Annotated in this window: 15 protein-coding genes; 11 read left to right on the top strand and 4 right to left on the bottom strand. The window is 38.8% G+C overall.

Annotation, left to right across the window (positions count from 1 at the left end; translation table 11 throughout):
* Positions 1-102 precede the first annotated feature (102 nt).
* Together CYK55_RS11245 and nadE are read left to right on the top strand one after the other, a co-directional pair.
* The gene (locus CYK55_RS11245; RefSeq protein WP_034686988.1) at positions 103-1,575 is read left to right on the top strand and encodes a nicotinate phosphoribosyltransferase; all 1,473 of its coding nucleotides are present in this window, start codon (positions 103-105) and stop codon (positions 1,573-1,575) included.
* A gap of 12 nt (positions 1,576-1,587) precedes the next feature.
* Positions 1,588-2,415 carry an ammonia-dependent NAD(+) synthetase gene (gene nadE / locus CYK55_RS11240; RefSeq protein ID WP_126134342.1) on the top strand — a complete coding sequence of 276 codons (828 nt, stop codon included), beginning with the start codon at positions 1,588-1,590 and terminating at the stop codon, positions 2,413-2,415.
* 268 nt (positions 2,416-2,683) lie between these two features.
* On the opposite strand, the gene CYK55_RS11235 is transcribed toward nadE, so the two are convergent.
* Both CYK55_RS11235 and CYK55_RS11230 read right to left on the bottom strand, forming a co-directional pair.
* A complete protein-coding gene (locus CYK55_RS11235; protein ID WP_126134341.1) occupies positions 2,684-3,022 on the bottom strand; it encodes a RidA family protein in 339 nt (112 codons plus the stop codon).
* A gap of 57 nt (positions 3,023-3,079) precedes the next feature.
* Positions 3,080-3,970, bottom strand: coding sequence for an ArsR/SmtB family transcription factor (locus CYK55_RS11230; RefSeq protein WP_019723205.1), 891 nt, complete (start codon positions 3,968-3,970; stop codon positions 3,080-3,082).
* A gap of 203 nt (positions 3,971-4,173) precedes the next feature.
* On the opposite strand from CYK55_RS11230, the gene CYK55_RS11225 reads away from it, so the two are divergent.
* The 9 genes from CYK55_RS11225 (at position 4,174) to CYK55_RS11185 (ending at position 14,670) form a co-directional block, all read left to right on the top strand.
* A complete protein-coding gene (locus CYK55_RS11225; protein ID WP_126134340.1) occupies positions 4,174-5,679 on the top strand; it encodes an alpha-N-arabinofuranosidase in 1,506 nt (501 codons plus the stop codon).
* Between the two features lie 13 nt (positions 5,680-5,692).
* Entirely contained in the window at positions 5,693-6,964 is a 1,272-nt protein-coding gene (locus CYK55_RS11220) for an ABC transporter substrate-binding protein (protein ID WP_126134339.1), read from the top strand.
* 213 nt (positions 6,965-7,177) lie between these two features.
* Positions 7,178-8,074: a carbohydrate ABC transporter permease gene (locus tag CYK55_RS11215; RefSeq protein WP_034686976.1), complete on the top strand. Its 897-nt coding sequence runs from the start codon at positions 7,178-7,180 to the stop codon at positions 8,072-8,074.
* Between the two features lie 13 nt (positions 8,075-8,087).
* Positions 8,088-8,951 (top strand): carbohydrate ABC transporter permease, encoded by an 864-nt coding sequence (locus CYK55_RS11210; RefSeq protein WP_010736672.1) that lies wholly within the window; start codon positions 8,088-8,090, stop codon positions 8,949-8,951.
* 4 nt (positions 8,952-8,955) lie between these two features.
* Positions 8,956-9,483: a DUF624 domain-containing protein gene (locus CYK55_RS11205; protein WP_164546250.1), complete on the top strand. Its 528-nt coding sequence runs from the start codon at positions 8,956-8,958 to the stop codon at positions 9,481-9,483.
* A 43-nt stretch (positions 9,484-9,526) separates the two neighbouring features.
* A complete protein-coding gene (locus CYK55_RS11200; RefSeq protein ID WP_034686972.1) occupies positions 9,527-11,059 on the top strand; it encodes an alpha-N-arabinofuranosidase in 1,533 nt (510 codons plus the stop codon).
* Positions 11,056-12,021, top strand: coding sequence for a glycoside hydrolase family 43 protein (locus CYK55_RS11195; protein ID WP_126134338.1), 966 nt, complete (start codon positions 11,056-11,058; stop codon positions 12,019-12,021). Before CYK55_RS11200 ends, CYK55_RS11195 begins: the two co-directional genes overlap by 4 nt.
* 265 nt (positions 12,022-12,286) lie before the next feature.
* Positions 12,287-14,143, top strand: a complete 1,857-nt coding sequence (locus CYK55_RS11190) for an LTA synthase family protein (protein ID WP_126134337.1) — start codon at positions 12,287-12,289, stop codon at positions 14,141-14,143.
* 95 nt (positions 14,144-14,238) lie between these two features.
* Positions 14,239-14,670, top strand: a complete 432-nt coding sequence (locus tag CYK55_RS11185) for a hypothetical protein (RefSeq protein WP_034686965.1) — start codon at positions 14,239-14,241, stop codon at positions 14,668-14,670.
* Between the two features lie 59 nt (positions 14,671-14,729).
* Here CYK55_RS11185 and CYK55_RS11180 read toward each other — a convergent pair whose 3' ends face one another.
* Positions 14,730-15,887: an AI-2E family transporter gene (locus tag CYK55_RS11180; RefSeq protein ID WP_126134336.1), complete on the bottom strand. Its 1,158-nt coding sequence runs from the start codon at positions 15,885-15,887 to the stop codon at positions 14,730-14,732.
* On the bottom strand, positions 15,887-16,249 hold the full coding sequence (locus tag CYK55_RS11175; RefSeq protein WP_034686961.1) for a PTS glucitol/sorbitol transporter subunit IIA: 363 nt from the start codon (positions 16,247-16,249) through the stop codon (positions 15,887-15,889). The genes CYK55_RS11180 and CYK55_RS11175 overlap by 1 nt, the downstream gene beginning before the upstream one ends.
* Positions 16,250-16,335: the final 86 nt, after the last annotated feature.

The raw sequence follows: 16,335 nt of genomic DNA, 5'->3' as shown, positions 1-16,335 counted from the left end.
TTCTTTACTTTGTACAAAATAAAACAAGATTTCTTTTACTAGGGTATTTTTTTGTTATAATGGATAAGAAATGAAAATTGGCTAAGAGGAGCAATAAAAAAGATGACGACAACTTATTCAGATGACAGTTTGACGCTACATACGGATCTTTATCAGATCAACATGATGCAGACTTACTGGGAACTAGATAGAGCAGATAAACATGCAGTTTTTGAATGTTACTTCCGCGAGATGCCATTCAATCATGGTTATGCTGTTTTTGCAGGGTTAGAACGACTAGTGGATTATTTAGAAAATTTGACATTTACTGATACAGATATTGCGTATCTTCGCGAGATGGCTGTTTATCCGGAAGGCTTTTTGACATATTTACGTGAATTCAAATTCAAAGCGACTGTCCGTTCCGCTCGTGAAGGAGAACTTGTTTTTGCGAATGAGCCATTGATCCAAGTGGAAGGCCCATTAGCCCATTGTCAATTAGTAGAAACAGCCTTATTGAATATGGTGAACTTTCAAACGTTGATCGCGACGAAAGCGGCTCGTATCAAATCAGTGATCGGTGACGATCCATTATTGGAGTTTGGTACACGCCGTGCGCAAGAATTGGATGCTGCGGTTTGGGGTACTCGTGCTGCTTACATTGGTGGAGCAGATGCAACGAGTAATGTTCGTGCAGGGAAAATTTTCGGGATTCCAGCAAGCGGTACCCACGCTCATTCACTTGTTCAAAGTTATGGGAATGATTATGAAGCATTTATGGCGTATGCAAAGACACATAAAGATTGTGTTTTTCTAGTGGATACTTACGATACCTTGAAATCGGGTGTTCCTAGTGCGATCCGTGTGGCAAAAGAACTTGGCAACGAGATCAATTTCCAAGGCGTACGTATCGATAGTGGCGATATGGCATATATTTCGAAACGGGTCAGAGAACAATTAGATTCCGCTGGTTTTACAGAAGCGAAAATCTATGCTTCAAATGATTTAGATGAAGCGACGATTTTAAACTTAAAAATGCAAAAAGCAAAAATCGATGTTTGGGGCGTTGGGACAAAGTTGATCACCGCCTATGACCAACCGGCTTTAGGTGCAGTCTTCAAACTGGTATCCATCGAAAATGAACAAGGTGAAATGATCGATACGATCAAATTGTCTAGCAATGCAGAAAAAGTTACTACACCAGGTAAAAAACAAGTATGGCGTATCACTCGTAACTTTGATGGAAAATCAGAAGGCGATTATGTGACACTATGGAACGAAGATCCTCGACAAGAAGAAGAAATCTTCATGTTCCACCCGACCCATACCTTTATCAATAAAACCGTTCGTGATTTTACAGCTCGGCCAATTTTACAAGATATTTTTGTTGAAGGAACGAGAGTCTATGATTTACCGACATTAGAAGAAATCAAAGAGTATACTAGAGGAAACTTAGATTCTCTTTGGGAAGAATACAAACGTGATTTGAATCCACAAAAATATCCTGTGGATCTATCAACAGATTGCTGGAATCATAAGATGGCAATCATGGAACGCATGAAAAAAAACGTCACACAATTAACGAGTGAACTATAGGAGGAATGGAAGATGAATCATTTACAACAAGCAATCATCGAAGAATTAGGCGTGAAATCGGTCATCGATCCTCAAAATGAAATTCGTGTCAGTATCGATTTTATGAAAGAATATCTGAAGAAAAATCCCTTTCTAAAAACGTTAGTATTAGGGATCAGTGGAGGACAAGATTCCACTTTAGCTGGACGCTTAGCACAATTGGCAATGAAAGAAATGCGAGAAGAAACGAAAGATGACAGTTACCAATTTATCGCTGTGCGTTTGCCATATGGAGAACAGGCAGATGAAGAGGACGCCAAAGCTGCGTTGGACTTTATCCAACCAGATGTGCAATTACGTGTCAATATCAAACCAGCTGTTGATGCACAAACACAAGCATTGAGCGAAGCTGGTGTAGAAATCAGTGATTTCAATAAAGGGAACATCAAAGCACGTCAACGCATGATCACACAATATGCAGTTGCTGGACAACGTGCTGGAGCTGTGATCGGTACCGACCATGCGGCTGAAAACATTACTGGTTTTTTTACAAAATATGGTGATGGTGGAGCTGATATCTTGCCGTTGTTCCGTTTGAATAAACGCCAAGGCAAAGCACTATTGAAAGTCTTGAACGCACCAGAACATTTATACACAAAAATCCCAACAGCTGACCTAGAAGACGGTAAGCCAATGGTTGCGGATGAAGTCGCATTAGGCGTCACATATGATGAAATCGACGACTATTTGGAAGGAAAAGAAATTCCAGTGGATGCGCAACAAAAGATTGAACAGTGGTGGAATAAAACACAGCATAAACGTCATTTGCCAATTTCGATTTTTGATGATTTTTGGAAATAAATAAAGTGAAAAAACAATCAAATAAACCGTGAATCCTTTGTTGATCAAGGGATTCACGGTTTATTTTTGTTTGTATACATTTTTTGCTCTCCAGTGTATTTTTAAGGTGAAGATTTTTATTGCTTTGCTTCATTCTCATAGAAAAGAAGGTTTGAAAAACAAGTTGGCCACACTGGAAGAGTCAGTTTTGAAAGAAACAAAATAGGATCGTGTATACTTGATTGGCACTCTTTGACAGTCTGAAACAAATCGATGTTCCTTAAGAAAATCATTTGATAGCAACAATAGCATCTATTTCTACTTTGAATCTTGAATCAATCAATCCGGCTACTATTACTACTGTCATTGCCGGTTTATTTTCTCCATACAGTTTTATAAGTGTTGTCCTAAGGGATTCTAAAAAGGAAGTATCAGTTAAATAAACGTTCATTTTAACAATATTTTGGGTACTCGCTTCGTTATCCATAATGATGGAATTTATTTTTTCAACAACGATTTGTATTTGCTCATCGATACCATCGGGAATGTAAGCCTCTTTTTGAGGTTTCTGGCCGGAAATAAATAATAAAGGTGAATTTGTCATAACACTATTTGAATAGATAGCCATAAAATTACTCCTTTTCATTGATAATATTATTCAGTGTTGAACACTTTTCTCACAACCTTAACTATAATACACCTTCATCTTGATATCTTGGTCGTAGTTACCGAAGCCTTTGCCGAATAGGGTGCAGCCACCGACGTTTTTGGCGTCTTCTTTGACTTCGATCCGGAAGGTCCAGACGTCTTCGTTTCTTGGGATATCATTGATCGTGATTTCAGATAATGGTTCGCCGTTGATATTGGTCAAATGTTTAGTGATACGGATTGTTTTCAATAGTCCGTATTGGTTCAGATTATCTGGATACCAGTCTGGGGTATGTTTTCCGCGAATATCTGCGAAATCTCCAGGGCTTGTCCAGTTACCTAATTCTACACCGTTTAGGCTGAAAGTGATATCCGATGGCCAATTGTCGTTCGAAAAAGGAAACTCGGAAGACAGTTCAACGGACAATTCCAACATTTCTAAAGTATCTTCTTCGTTTAGGAAGTTTGGTGTTTGATATTCCACAAATCCACTTGTAAACCACAGAATCCGAGCATCCATTCGTCTTGGATCAGCAAAGTAACGTGGTTCATCGACTTTGCCGATAAAATCATGGATCGTTGCTAGACCGCATGTCGGCTCGATCGAATAGCGGGTATAATGACCGATAGGAATCGATGTTTCTTTCGTATCAAAGGCATTGAAGATTTTTTCTGGAAACGTGATGTTGATTTTATCGACACGTAAGCTGGAAATTTTTTTTTGACCTATTTTTTCTGATTTGATGATATTTGCTTCTTCAAGTTTTTTTACATGCATTGTTGTAATCGCACTACTGATACCGAGTGCTTGAGCAAGCTCTTTGATATTCATTTTGTTTTTTGAAAGTAACTGGATGATTTTTATCCTTGTTTTACTAGCTAAAGCTTCATAAACAGGTAATGATTCTTCATTGATTTGGAGTTGCATGATTTTTCACCTCTTATTTAGGTTTTTATTTAACTATATATTAACATAAATATTAATTTATAGGTTAATGCCATAAAAATAATATACATAATTAATGTTTATGTTAATTATAATGTAAAATTTTTTATATATTTAATAATATTATTATTGACAACGCTTTCAAAGAAAGATATGATTCATGTATAAATTAAAGGAGGGGACTTATGGAAGCTGTAATGTCAGTTAGTCGTGTGCAAAAGATAGGGGAAATCGATCGTCGTTTGTATGGCTCGTTTATTGAACATATGGGACGTGCAGTGTATGGAGGGATCTATCAACCGGATCATCCGACTGCAAATGATAAGGGATTTCGCCAAGACGTTATGGAGCTAGTCAAAGAATTATCGGTACCATTGATCCGTTACCCGGGTGGAAATTTTGTTTCTGGGTTCAATTGGGAAGATAGCGTGGGGCCTATAGCGGAGCGGCCGAAAAGATTAGACCTTGCTTGGCGATCTTTAGAAACAAATCAAGTGGGTGTACATGAATTTGCTGCGTGGTGTCAAGAAGCGGGCGCTGAGATCAATATGGCGGTCAATCTTGGAACACGTGGCTTAGATGCTGCAAGGAATTTAGTCGAATATTGCAATTATCCTAGTGGTACTTATTGGAGTGAGCAAAGAATAGCAAATGGACAAACCGAACCTTTTGCAATCAAGACGTGGTGTTTAGGCAATGAAATGGATGGTCCTTGGCAAATCGGTCATAAAACGGCAGAAGAGTACGGACGGCTGGCAGAAGAAACGGCGAAAGCAATGAAACTTGTCGATGATTCGATCGAAGTAGTTCTATGTGGAAGTTCGAATAGCCAAATGCTGACATTCGGCGAGTGGGAATTGACTGTATTGGATCAAGCCTATGAACAAATCGATTATCTTTCATTGCATCAGTATTATGGCAATCAAACAAATGATTTGAAAAATTATTTAGCTCGTTCAGTCGATATGGATCAGTTCATCGCTGGTGTTGTTGCGATGTGTGATGCAATCAAGGCGAAAAAACACAGCAAGAAACAAATCAATCTATCTTTTGATGAATGGAATATTTGGTATCATTCGACAGAACATGATCAGACAGTCAAGCCATGGCAAGTTGCCCCACCTTTATTAGAAGATCACTATAATTTTGAGGATGCTTTAGTATTGGGCTGTTTGTTGATCACTTTGTTAAAACATTCTGATCGAGTAAAAATTGCTTGTCTGGCGCAGCTAGTCAACGTGATTGCTCCGATCATGACAGAAGAAGACGGTGAAGCATGGCGTCAAACAATCTATTATCCATTTATGCAAGTCGCGACTTTAGGACAAGGTATTGCTTTACGACCTGAAATCACTGTCGATACGTATGCAACGAGTGAATTTGATACAGTCCCATATTTAGAAAGCATTGCGGTGCTCAATGAAGAAAAAAATGAGTTGGTGATTTTTGCAGTGAATCGTGGAGAAGAAGAGATGAGTTTAGATCTACAATTTTCTGACTTAAAGATTGAGGAAATCATCGAGTTTTCAGAGATGTCCGGCTATGAAATCAAAGCGGTCAATCGAGCAGGAAATGAGCAAATCAAACCTGTGTCTTCCAAAGCCTACGAACAGAAAGAAAATCAGTTGAATTGCAAATTGAAACCGTTATCTTGGAATGTGATCCGTACAAGCTTGACCCCGAACAAATAAGGAGGAGATAGAGATGCGAGGAAAAAAATTGATTATTGGTTCATTGTTGTTAGCTGCGACTGGAATATTAGGTGCTTGTGGCGGTGGTGCTTCTTCTCAAAGTAAAAATGACGGAGAAGTCACACTCTCTTTTTGGAATGGGTTTACAGCTTCTGACGGGGAAATCTTACAGGAGATCGTCAACGATTTTAATAAGAATAATGACAAAAACATCACGATTGAGATGGATGTGATGACATGGGCTAATTTGAATGAAAAATTACCAACGGCAATTTCTTCGAGAAAAGCGCCAGATTTTGTTGCACTGAACTATGCTGATTTTGCTCAATATGTGGAGAATGGGGCTGTGCAGCCTGTAGATGATTTCTGGGAATATGATGGTGTGGATAAAGGAGATTTCAAAGATACTGCGGTAGATCTAGGAATGGTGGATGATCAGCAATACTTTATTCCGATGCAAGTACAAGGGATGTATATGTATTGGAACAAAGAATTATTCAAACAAGCTGGCTTGGCTGAAACAACACCACCAACTACTTGGACAGAATTAACAGAGATGGCTCCGCAACTGACCGATAGTAGTAAAAATGTCTCAGGTTTTGTCTTCAATAAAGACGGTACTGCGCCACTTTATAACTGGATGAAGGCAAATGGAGGAAAACTTGTCAGCGATGACTATACAAAATCTGAGTTCGCTTCACCAGAAAATCTTGAAACACTAACAGCCATCCAAAAAATGATCCATGTCGATAAAGCAGGACCAGAATCGATCTCAGGAGCAGAGATGGATAACTTGATGAACGCTGGACAATTATCGATCATCATCAACGGACCGTGGTTGAATAACGGCTTGAAAGCAAACGAAATCGATTATGGTGTAACGACATTACCGCAAGCAAGTGCGAACGGTGAAAAAACAGCGATTTTAGATGGTGTTGGTTATGCAATCCCAGCAAGTACAGATAGTGACAAAAAAGAGGCAATCTATGAATTCCTAAAATACTGGAACACAAGTGAAATCGGTAAAAAATGGAGTATTGAAAATGGCTTTCCTGCCTATTTATCATCAGTTGCAGAAGATGAAGAAGTGAAGAATGATCCTATCGTATCGGAACTATCAAAACAAATGGAATATGCTGAACCTTATCTACCAGGATTCACGAAAATCGCAGCAATCAATAATGACATCATCAATCCATTGATCGAAAAATTGTTAGCTGGTGAAGATCCAGAGCAACTCATGAATGATGCAGATGATCAGATCAATGATCTACTGAAGGAATAATCGAGTAGCAGTTCACAATGAAATCAAAATAACAAAGGAAACAGAAGTAATCTCGTAGAAGAGAAGGCGAAGGTCTCATAAATTTAAAAACATCTTTATCGCTTTCGCTTTCCTTTTTCGAGAAAAACTTCTTTCCTTTCTTGGTCTGGTTTTTCATCGCTTGAACTGTTCATCAAGGAATCCATCGAATAAGAAAGAGGGGAAATAGACGAAATGAAAGCATTCACCAGATACTGGAACCGACCGGATCGAGCAGCTTATTTGTTTTTAGTGCCATCCTTTTTGATTCTACTGTTATTCACAGTGGTGCCACTAATTGGTACATTTGCGATCAGTTTTACTGATTTGAACATCTTTTTTACTTCAAGAGAGTTCGTAGGCATGGATAACTTTTTACGGATCTTTGGGGATGAACGTGCGGTCAACTCACTTTTCCATACGTTGTATTTTACCTTACTTGAAACACCAACACAGATTATCGTTGGTTTATTAGCTGCGGTGATCTTGTCAAAGAATACTCGTTTCAATCGCTTTTGTCGCTCAACTTTTTATATCCCTGTTATTTGTTCCTTAACATCCATTGCAATCATCTTTTCAATGTTGCTTGACCCAAACGTTGGGGCTATCCCTTACCTTTTCTCACAAGTAGGTTTGCCGATTCCACAATTTTTCCGTGATCCAACATTAGCAATGCCAACAGTTGCGCTGATGACGGTTTGGAAAAATTTCGGTGTCACGATGACGATCCTGATCACTGCTATCCAAGGAATCTCCCCTTCTCTTTACGAATCAGCGCAGATGGATGGAGCAACCAATCGTCAACAATTCTTTAATATCACGTTACCGCAGATCGTCCCATCTCTTGGTTTTTGTATCTTGACCAATCTGATTGGTTCCATGCAAGTATTTGACCAAGTATATGTGGCAACGAACGGCGGACCACAATTCAAAACGGAAACAGCTGTCCAATACATTTATAGTCGCGGCTTCACCGCTCCATATGAGTTAGGCTATGCTTCTGCATTATCTTCAGTATTGTTTGTTATCGTAGCTGTGCTGGCAATTTCGACTAATTTATATATGACAAGAAAAGAAAAACAAATGAAATAGGGGGAGTAATAATATGCTTTCGGAAAGTTATACAGCAGTTTCAACGAATCGTCGGAAAAAGTTTGATGGAAAGAAATGGTTACGTGTCGTAGGAATGTTACTCGTATTATTGATTATCGCTTTTCCTTTTCTATGGTTGATCATTTCCTCGTTCAAATATGAAAAAGACATTATTTCTTTTCCCCCGAGAATTTTTGCAGATGAATATACCTTTGAGAATTATATCAAGGTTTGGACGACTATTCCGTTGTTAGATTACATCAAAAACACAGTAATCTTTGCAGGTGGGACAGTGATCACTTCTGTTTTCTTTGATTCTCTTGCAGGATATGCTTTTGCTCGGATGCGCTTCAAAGGGAAATCAGTATTGTTTTACTTTGTTTTGTTAACGATGATGATCCCATTTCAAGTCTTCATGATCCCACTGTTCATCCAAGCAAACTTTTTAGGTATGTTAGATACGTATGCCGGATTGATCATTCCTCGGATGACTACTGCTTTTGGGATATTTATGATGCGGTCGTTTTTTGTGACTTTACCAGATTCATTGGAAGAAGCCGCACGTATTGACGGGTTAGGTGAGTTCAAGATTTTCTTGAAGATCATGTTGCCTTTGAGCAAACCAACACTTCTATCACTAGCAATCTTTACGTTGATGAACAGTTGGAATGATTTATTGTATCCACTGATTTTGACAACAAGTTCGAAAATGCGGACGTTACCTGCAGGATTAGCTTTATTCACTGGACAAAATATTTCATTTTATGGACCGGTGATGGCAGGAACAGTTATTTCGATGTTGCCATTGTTGATCATTTATATTTTTGCTCAAAAATACTTTGTACAAGGAACTGCAATGTCTGGCATGAAAGAGTGAGAAGATGAAATTAGTCGAAACAAAATGGTATGGTCAATTGATCCAGATTTCCGATCATATCTTATTAGGGATTTTATGGGTCGTCGTTTCTTTGCCTTTAGTCACAGTAGTACCAGCCACAACAGGTGTTTTTACTGCGCTGAATAAATGGAAGAATGGCGAATCAGGGCATGTTTGCTATTCCTTTTTGCAGGGCTTTAAGCGTAAGTTTTTCCTTCAATTAGTGATGAGTTGCGTGACCATCATCAGTTATTTTGCGATGAATCTTATTTTGCAAGAATCTGCTATTTGGTTAGTGATTTGTGGTTATGTAACAATGTTGGTTTTTACGATGTTTTTACTTTCTTGGTGTAGTTCTCTTGCTCAAAATGACGCTCTTTCCGGAAAGGAACTTTTTCAAGAAAGTACGTTGTGGGTGTTGACCAACTTTTTGAAGAATCTTGTATGTTGTGGCATATTATTAGTTTTTCTTGTGCTTGTGTTTATGTTTCCGCCGATTATTTTTGTATTAGCAGGTGGGTTTGGTGGTTGATCAATCATTTAGTGGGAAACATAGATAGGAAAGGAGTGTGGCAATGAAAAAAGTTGAATTAAAGGTACGTCAAGGATTTTCTAAAGGAGCTATCAGTCCACGACTCTTCGGTTCTTTTGTCGAACATATGGGAAGTGTCGTATATAACGGAATATTTGAACCAGGACATCCGACCGCGGATAGGAATGGCTTTCGACAGGACGTACTTTCTTATGTAAAAGAACTGTCTTTAGGGGTGATCCGTTATCCTGGAGGGAATTTTACTTCAGGATATGACTGGCAAGATACGATTGGTCCAGTCACCGAGCGTCCAAAAAAAATCGATCTTGCATGGCAAGGAATCGAACCAAATACATTCGGGCTACATGAATTTTTCAAATGGTTAGACATGGTCGAAGCAGAGCCAATCATGACGGTGAATCTAGGCACAAAAGGAATCGACGATGCGCGTAATCTAGTAGAGTATTGTAACTTTCCTCAAGGAACCTCTTGGAGTGAGTTACGGAAACAAAACGGACAAGAGCAACCTTTTAACGTGAAACTTTGGTGCTTAGGAAATGAGTTAGACGGTCCTTGGCAAATTGGCGCAAAAAGTGCCTATGAGTATGGCCGCTTAGCCAATGAATCTGCCAAAGCGATGAAATTAGTCGATGAATCGATCGAAACGATTTTAGTCGGTAGTTCGACGCCACGCTTAGCGTCTTATCCTGAATGGGACCGAATCGCTTTAGAAGAAGCATATGAAAACGTAGATTATATTGCTTTGCATAATTACATCGATAAATATGACGAAGAAGATTTGACTAAACCTCCAAAAAATGAGCGAGCAGATACCAAAACTTACTTAGCTAAAGCGGAACGGTTTGATCGACAAATCGAAGAAATCATTGCGACGTGTGACTATGTGAAAGGCTATCTACGCAGTGACAAGACGATGTACTTAGCTTTTGATGAATGGAATGTTCATAGCCAACCAGAACAAACCTATCAAAAATTCCAAGAGGGGTCACCAATCGATTGGTGCCAGTTCACTATGGAAGATACATTGTTGTTCGGCACATTGGGTCTTGCGATTTTACGGCATGCAGATCGTGTCAAAATTGCTTGTCAATCGCTTTTAGTCAATACCATCCCGCTTATCCTAACAGAGAAAAATGGGATCGCATGGGTAAATCCAACCTATTATGTGATGCAACATCTGGCAAAATATGCGAAAGGCACTGTATTAGACCAACAAACGTTTTGTCCCACTTATGACTGTGATACTGGAAAAGAAGTGCCGATCATTGATAGCGTAGTTGTCGAAAACGAGCAAGAAATCGTACTGTTTCTAGTGAATCGTACAGAAGAGAAAGTCTCTATTACGACAACGCATGATTTTGAGTTGGAGACTAAAGCAGTCCAACTAGTAGTAAAAAGTGATCATTTACTTGATAAAAATACGAAAGACGCACCGAATACGATCCAGCCGATAGAACAAGTAATCAATGTAAATGAAAAGAACACGATCCATATGGTGCTTGAAGCATATTCTTGGAATGTCATCAGACTAAAAAAATGTGAGGAACCTTTATGAAAAAAACAACTTATGCTAATCCAATCGTCCTTGAACGAGCCGATCCTTGGATCTACAAACATACGGACGGCTACTATTATTTTACGGGTTCTCTACCTGGTTATCAGTCCATCGAAGTAAGACGTGCGAAAACGATCGATGGATTGAAGCATGCGGAAACGTTACTGGTTTGGCATGCACCTAAAACTGGACCCATGAGTCAATTGATCTGGGCCCCAGAAATCCATTATATCCAAGGAAAGTGGTATATCTATTTTGCAGCCAGTGATCATGCAGAGATTCGTGATCGGGATCATCACCACCGAATGTTCGTTCTTGAAAACACGTCCATTGACCCAATGAATACTGATTGGGAAGAAAAAGGGCAAATCATCACTGCTACAGATACATTTAGTTTAGACGGCACGACTTTTACACATCAAGGAAAGTTGTATTATGTTTGGGCGCAATTAGACCCGCGTATTCCGGGAAACTCCAATCTCTATTTATCAGAAATGGCAAATCCTTGGACACTGACCGGGAAACAACTATTATTAGCCATCCCAGAATTTTCTTGGGAAAAGCAAGGATTTGCAGTCAATGAAGGACCAGCCGTACTGATTCGTAACGGGAAAATATTCATCACTTACTCAGGGAGTGCCACTGATGAAAATTATGCGATGGGTTTGCTGTGGGCTGAAGAGTCAGCGGATCTACTTGACGGTTATTCTTGGCATAAGAACCCTGAACCTGTCTTTGTCTCTTCGGAGAAAAATAAGCAGTTTGGACCGGGACATAACTCCTTTACTCTCTCAGAAGATGGCAAAGAAGATGTATTAGTTTACCATGCACGACCAGAAAAAAATGAAGGAATCGATCCACTGAATAATCCCAATCGTCATGCCAACGCACAAGTATTTTCGTGGGACACAAAAGGGTTCCCAGTTTTTGGTGAACCAGTTGCGTATTCGGCTAATATTTGAGCATCATTTCAATCACAGTGACATAAAGCCCTTCAAGAAATAAGCGGTAATAGCCACAATTTGTTGTTTAAAATTGTGGCTATTACCGCTTATTCTTTGTGAGCTGGAGAGACTAAGACACAGTTTCATTCCTTTTGTTTTCTATTTATTTTTTTATAAAATTGGTCGTTCAGACCACTTGTTTTTTGAACTTTACTTTCATTTATGAAGCGACTAGAATAAAATAGGCGTTAAAGTAATTTAGAAAAAGTGAAGGAGCGCTCTCTTGAACAAACATTTAGATAAGCTTTCAACCAAACAACAAAAAATTCTACGAATCACTACTCTGGGGATAGTAACAGTTTTAGTGATACTTATAAGTAATTTGTATTTACAATGGTGCCAGAATAATCTTTCAGTTGATTTAGCCTTGAAATTTGCTTTTTCATGGCACACAGAAAAATTTTTACTTGCTTGTTTCGTATTACTTACTGTCTTTTTATTTATGGTCGCTTTCGCGGGTTCTTACTTATTTGGTCTGCTTTTTTATCTCGTAAGTATCGGTATATTAGGTTTTGCGAATTACTTGAAAATGAGCTATCGTCAAGAACCAATCTATCCAGATGACTTAAAGATGATCACAGAGTTCAATTTACTCAAAGACATGACTGGAACACCGATTTTTATTGGGTTGATGCTAGTAGCGATCCTTGCCTTTGGTGGAGTGGTCTGGGCAATTGTCCGTAGTTTCAAAAAAGATCGAACATTCCAAATCTATCGTGTCTTGACTTTAGTCATGACCGTTGCAATGATGGGTTATTTCAGTAACTTCAATAATCCCAATAATTTGTTGCGTAAAGCTTATAATCAAACGGCTTTGTGGATTCCTTATAGTCAAAAAATGAATTATTATAATACAGGATTCATTGGTGGCTTTTTGTACAATCTAAAAGTTGAACCGATGGAACGACCAGAAGGTTATTCAAAAGAAAAAATCAATGAAATCACTGAAAAATATCAAGCAATCGCAGACGAAAAAAATCAAACGGCACATGATGAGCAGCCAAATATCATTTATGTGATGAGTGAAAGCTTTTCTGATCCAAGTCATCTAAATGGTGTCACGGTGACCGGTGATCCCTTAGCTGACTATCGTGAAGTGGCAAATCAAACCTATAGTGGCCGAATGCTTTCGCAAAATTATGGTGGTGGAACAGCAAATATTGAGTTTGAAGCCTTAACGGGTCTATCCATGGCGCTATTCAATGGTCAAATGACCACACCATATACGATGCTCGTTCCCAAGCTGGATCAATTACCATCGCTTGTTTCCACGCTCAATGCACAAAACTACCGAACAACGGCGATCCATCCTTATAATACATCGATGTATAAACGTGAAGATGTCTATCAGACGCTAGGGTTTGATTCGTTTATCAGCGAGGGAAATATGACTTACACTGATACCATTGATAATAATCCATATATTTCAGATGAGTCTGCCTATAAAGAAATTTTAGACTTATTAAAAGATGAGCAAACGCCTCAGTTTGTCCATTTGGTCACGATGCAGACCCATATGCCTTATGCAGGCAAGTATTCGCAATTAGATTTTTCAGCTACAACAGAAGATGATACTGGAACAGACACACTCAATAATTATTTGCAAGATATTGCTTATAGTAGTCAAGCATTGAAAGCATTCACTGAAGCGCTGAAAGATACTCCAAGAAGAACGCTAGTCGTTTTTTGGGGAGATCATTTACCGGGGATCTATTCGGACGAGATCAAAAATAAAAATGAGAAACAAGCCTTACATCAGACAGAGTTCCTCATGTTCGATACAGCAGGTGAGTTAGAGAAACGTGAAATCAACGATGCTGTCACTAGCCCTTTTTATTTTGCAGCGAATCTTTTAGAACAAACGAATCAAAAAACCACTGGTTTTTATCAATTACTGCTTGAAATGGAGTCGGCTATTCCCGCGTTCGAACGAGAACTGTATTTTCAAAATGGCCAATGGGGAAAAGAAGCTCAGTTGAATCAGGCGCAAGAGGAAGTATACGAGGCGTATCGCTTGATCCAATATGATCTGGTTTCAGGAGAACAATATAGTTTGGATGCAGGATTTTATGAAAAATAAACGATAAAAATAACATTTTATTGATGTAATGACTTGTTTTCTACTAGAATAAACAGGTAAAATAGAGAAAGAAAAAGAAGAAAGTAGGAAAACCTATGTTACCGAATCTCGGTTATTACGTGCAGACAGTCGATAAAATCGTGAAAGAAACAGAAGCAATCGGCGAAACGATGCACCCAAAATATGAAAAAATCAGAGAAGCAATCGATCAAAAGAAGACAGCTGAACTAACGCAAGCCGAGCTTGTTGAGACGGTTGAGTTATTTGACCAAGGTACTGAAAAATATCGTAATATGCTAAAGAAAATCAGTACGTTGCGTCCACCAGCCAAAGTAATGGGTATCCATAAGAACTTTGAAAAAGCCTACAAAAATTACGTAGCTGGTTGTGAAGAAATGACTCAAAGCGTCCAACCAGAAAAAGGCATCGATGCTGAACAATTTGATGCGTCAGAAGCAAAACAAGACCAAGCGACAGATGATATTTCCGCAGCGATCCAAAAAATGACTAACTTATTGATGAAATAATCAAAAAGCCGAGGCGACTGAAAATAGGGTTCCTATTCTCGATCATCTCGGCTTTTAATTTATTCTTGTTGCTTTTCTTCATAAAGGGAAGAAATCGTAGTGTACCATTCAAAAATATGAGAAATCAATACTTTCGCTGCGGCATAGACAGGTATCCCTAAAATCACACCGACCACACCAAATAATTTTCCGGATGTTAATAGGACAAGTAAAATCGTCACTGGATGGATCGACAACTGATTACCAAGTACAAGTGGCGAGATCAAACGGCCTTCGATGGTTTGTTCTAAGGCGAAAACGATCAATACTTTGACCAACATGATCGGTCCTGCAACGATGGCTAAAAATACCGCAGGGATCATCGCTAAAAATGAGCCTAAGTAAGGGATCAAGTTCAAGAAACCGGCAATGATCCCTAAAGTGACAGCATAATCTAACCCGATGATTGCAAATCCGATCATGAACATCACCGCAACTGCGAAAGCCACAGTCAACTGTCCACGAATATAAGAAGAGACTTGGCTGTTCATCTCACCTAAGACTTTTAACGTAGGCACTCTCATGCGATTGGGTAAGAACTTAACCAAATAAGGTGCTAATTGTTTTCCATCTTTCAACAGATAAAATAAAATAAACGGCATCGTCAATACGGCAACAACGATCGTAGCTACAGCGCCAACAAAACTCCCTAAGCTTTGAACGGTGCTTTTTGATAGATTCTGTAAAATATCGCCAGCAGAACTCATAAACTGATCGCCTGTATTTTCCAGTTGCTCTCTGAATTGACTGAATAGTGGATCACGAAAAATCTCGGTTAATTTATCATCGATGGTCTCGACGTATTGTGGGAAATTGCTGACAAAGCTGACGGTCTGTTCTTGGATTTTCGGGATGATCACTACACTTCCCCATACGATCAAAGCGACAACAAGTATAAATAAACCGATGATACTATAGAGCCTTGGGATATTTTTCTTTTCAAAATAATCGACGACAGGATTCATCAGGTAATATAAGATACCTGATAGAATGATCGGTAAACTAACGATCGCTAGAAACTGCCAAATGGGCTCAAAAAGATAAGAGACTTTCGTAAATAAGAAAACGATCAGTAAGACCAAAAGAACGACTAATAAAGCCGTGACTACTTGATTATTCAAAAACCAACGCCAAAACCATGAAACAGGTTTGATTTTTCTCTTTTTATCCTCTTCCATTAGTTCACCTGCTTATAATCGATGGTCGTGCCAACAGTGATTTCTGGTAGTTGATAGGGGGACAAATAGATTCCATTGACGATTCTGTCACCTGCTGGTGGTTGTTCAAAAACCAGGGTCACATGACCAACCGTTGTTAAGTTTTCATTGGCCAAAGGACCAACATGTTCGATGGTATATTCTTGATGATCAAAAGAAATTTGATCACCTTGATTAAGTGAAAAATTCTCTTTTGCACTAAACTCTTGAATAATCGTATAGTCGCGCAACGCAGATGTTGCCGACTGATCGAATAAAATCAGCATAGGTTCCTCTGAATTGATTGCTGACGTGCCAATTTCTGTTATCGTTGCTTGAGTCATCTCATTTCTCTCCTTTACTCCTAAAAAATCAATGATTCTATGGTTACAAAAACAGTATAACATATTCTCTTTGATTAACGACATGA

The sequence above is a fragment of the Enterococcus mundtii genome, assembly GCF_003957375.1.
GTDB classification, from domain to species: domain Bacteria; phylum Bacillota; class Bacilli; order Lactobacillales; family Enterococcaceae; genus Enterococcus_B; species Enterococcus_B spodopteracolus.
Note: the sequence above shows the minus strand (reverse complement) of the source record. Positions and strands in the feature narration are given on the sequence as shown.